Origin of the sequence: Thermococcus sp., from assembly GCF_026988555.1 — an archaeon.
Lineage (GTDB): Archaea > Methanobacteriota_B > Thermococci > Thermococcales > Thermococcaceae > Thermococcus.
Genome location: NZ_JALSLB010000028.1, coordinates 1 through 3,139, shown reverse-complemented (window position 1 = coordinate 3,139; position 3,139 = coordinate 1). Strand labels below are relative to the sequence as shown.

Annotated in this window: 3 protein-coding genes; all 3 read right to left on the bottom strand. The window is 54.7% G+C overall.

The genetic code is table 11. The features are described from left to right. Positions 1 to 1,607, bottom strand: a 1,607-nt coding sequence (tgtA, locus tag MVK60_RS03910; protein WP_297436683.1) for a tRNA guanosine(15) transglycosylase TgtA, incomplete at its 3' end; no start/stop codon positions are given. A 49-nt stretch (positions 1,608 to 1,656) separates the two neighbouring features. Then, positions 1,657 to 2,583 carry an inorganic phosphate transporter gene (locus MVK60_RS03905; RefSeq protein WP_297436681.1) on the bottom strand — a complete coding sequence of 309 codons (927 nt, stop codon included), beginning with the start codon at positions 2,581 to 2,583 and terminating at the stop codon, positions 1,657 to 1,659. A 45-nt stretch (positions 2,584 to 2,628) separates the two neighbouring features. Beyond that, positions 2,629 to 3,139 (bottom strand): glycosyltransferase family 2 protein (locus MVK60_RS03900; RefSeq protein WP_297436678.1); only part of this gene is annotated, 511 nt, incomplete at its 5' end.

Genomic DNA, 3,139 nt, shown 5'->3' with positions numbered 1-3,139 from the left:
CTTATTCGGGGGTCAGCGTCAACGACGAACTTGGCGAAGACGTTTTTTCCGCGCTTCGCGAAGGGCTCAGCGTCGCTGTTAACCACAACGCACATCCTCGGGAACGGCAGAACCTCGTGGAGCCTTTTGGCACCCTCGATGCCGAGGGTCAGGAGACCGTCCTCAGCCCTGAAGGTCGCGAGGTGTTTGCCCTTCGCCTTTATCTGCCTTGGCATGCCAGTCTTCCTTGAAAGTTCGACGAAAGAATCTTTAAATGCCTCTCCTGCTCCTTCGCCGAACTGGTACTCCGCTATGGCCATGATGTAGCTCCTAGCCTCTCCCCTGGCGGGCTTGGTTATGGTGAAGTCCTCCTCGCCCTCGCTCTGGGCGAATGGGTAGGTTAAGTCAAGGTACCGGGGTATCTCTCCGAATATCGGGTGTTCTATCGTCTCAGGAAACCTGCTCTTAACGCGCTCTGCCCTCTCCTTAGCGCGCTGGGCGATCGGCCAGCGCAGTGCCTCCTCGCTCACCTTGAAGAAGGCACTCGCCTTGGTCACCGGCTCGTTCTTTTTGAGGTAGTCCCTGTACTCCAGCAGTCTCTTGTAGGCTGCGAACATCTTCGGATGGCTCCTGGCCCTCTCGTCCACGAGCTCCCAGAGGGTTCCCTCCTTTATCGCCTGCTTGACCCGGTTGAGCTCCTCGCGGATTACCCAGAGGTTGTGGAGAGCCAGAAGCCTCGTCCTCTCTTCCTTCGGCATCTCGCGGAGTTCCTGAGGTGTGTGGCGGGAACAGACAGGACAGGAGCAGGGGAAGTACTCAAGCTCTTCAAGCCTCTTCGTGCCCTCGGGTGTTAGGTAGCGGTCGTCCTTGGCGTAGAGGGCGTAGCTGGCGGAATCAAAGAGGTCTATCCCCATCGCGACCGCTAAAGCAAAAATCATCGGATGTCCTGCACCGAAGAGGTGAACCGGCCTGTCGGGCCTTAAACCGAGCTTTGAGGCAATCACAACGTCCACCAAATCCCTGTATCGGTAGCTCTCCATGAGCGGAACTACAGCGCCGATGGGATGAATCTCAAAGTCCATCTCGCTGAGCTTTTTGGCGGCATAGGTTCTCAGGTCTGGATAGGTGGAGCCCTGGACTGCCGCGTTCATCGCGATGTTCTTGACTTCCTCGGCTTCCTTTGCCCTTTCAAGGGTTATCCTAAGGTCCTCCTCGACCTTCTCCCTCGGTGCATCCGGTGGAGCCGGAATGTCGAGGAAGGTGCCTATGTCAACGCCTATCCTCTCCTGGAACTCGATTATCTCCCTGTTCGTAACGTCCACGCCGCCGTAGCGCATGAGCTGGAAAGAGCCTGAATCAACCTCGGTGATACCGTCGTAGTCGAGGAGCCTGTGGATTCCAAGCCCAAGGGCCCTCTCCCTGAGTTCGGGCGTCTTGTAGATGATGTAGGAGTTGGTGATTATCATTCCAAAGCCCATCTCCTTGAGTTCCCTCGGCGTCACTATCAGCTGCTTCGGGTTGATGACCGGCATTATAGCTGGAGTCTCTATCGTTTTCCCGTTGACAGTTAACTTTCCAATCCTTCCGGCGGCGTCTCTCGCCTTTACCTCGAACTTGAACTCGACCATCTCCCAACACCTTTAACCCCTTCGGTGGGGGGTTTAAAAGTCTAAGTGCCTAGAGCACCATTGAGAAAAGCTTTATGAGTAAATAAGCCAGAATGCCGGCAAAAAGGGGGGCCCGCACCCAGCTTTTGACTATATCTGCCACCAGCTTCCCGTTTACGCATTCTCCCTTGTAGAGGCCTAGGCCACTTATAGCCCCAACTATAGCTTGGCCTGAGCTCACAGGAAGACCGAAAAGGTTGGCAACGGTGACGGCTATCGATGCACCAAACTGGCTCGAAAAGGCAGAAGTCGGACCCAAGGGGGAGATGTCCTTGCCGATGGTCATCATGACCTCGTAGCTGAAGGTGAGGGTCCCAAACGCCATCACCGCGGCTAAAAGAGCGTTGGGGTTGCTGATTCCGCCGCTTTTGGCCAGGCCGATGACGTTCGAAACCTCGTTTGTGCCGAGATTGAACGCGGAGTATGCGGAAGCAAGGAAAACAAGCCATTTCTGGGCTAATTCGAGGTTTTTAAGCCCCTTTATTCTTCTAATTGTGGGTTTGTAGATGCGATAAACCGCTATAGCCATCAAAGCGGCGAAAACCGGGGACAGAACCCACGCAAGGATTATCCTTAGAATGGTGCCCCAATCCACTGGGAGTCCAAGTGAGAGAGACGCACCAACAAGGGCGCCGATTATTGACTGCGTTGTGGAGATGGGCATCCCTATGAGGCTGGCAAGTGTGACTGCGGTGGCTGCACTGAAGAGAACAAGGGAGACGTATCCGGGGTTGATACCCTCGGCCAGGCCCGTTATTGTGGTGGAAACCCCGGAGTGACCCATCACTGCACCAAGGGTGGTGAAAACGGCTATTATAAGCACGGCCCGTTTAAAGCCGACTATCCCCGAACCCACAGCGGTGCCAACTGCCTTTGCACTGTCATTTGCTCCAACGGCCCATGCCATAAAAAAGGCCGCCGCTAGGACCTCTATCATCTCTCCACCTCTATAATCTATATAGTTTATGTAGGACAGGAATGATCATTTAAAAATGTTTCGAAGGTTAAAGGTGTTGAGGAGCAATCTACCGTACCCGTAGAGGTGGAGGGTCAGATAGAACAGCGCCCAGAACCACAGGATGAGTGGGAAGAGAAGGGCACCCGTTAGGGAACCCCCCTCTACAACCGTAGGAATCAGCATCGTCACGACCTCAAAAGTGTACCAGAACGCGAAGAGGAGCCGGTGCCCCCAGAGAACCAACAGAAACGGCAGGGCAACATCAAAAAATGCCACAACATCACCGGCAAGCAGAAATGCCCATTCCTTTGTGAGACCTCCTCCCACGTGGTTCAAATCGCCCAAAAACCATCTCTTCCTCTGCCTCCAGAGCAACTCCACACCACCGGGCATTCGTGTCCAGACTCTAGCGCGGGGCGCATAGACTACCTTCCCTCTCCTCTTGAGTTCCCGGGTTGTGGTATAGTCTTCCACGGCGTCTTCAACAAATCCGCCTATGTCCTCCAGACAGGTCCTCCTAAATGCGGAAATTGGC

Bases quoted from the DNA above. Each gene is read 5' to 3' on its own strand.
- MVK60_RS03905 (WP_297436681.1), bottom strand. From the start codon at position 2,583: ATGATAGAGGTCCTAGCGGCGGCCTTTTTTATGGCATGGGCCGTTGGA.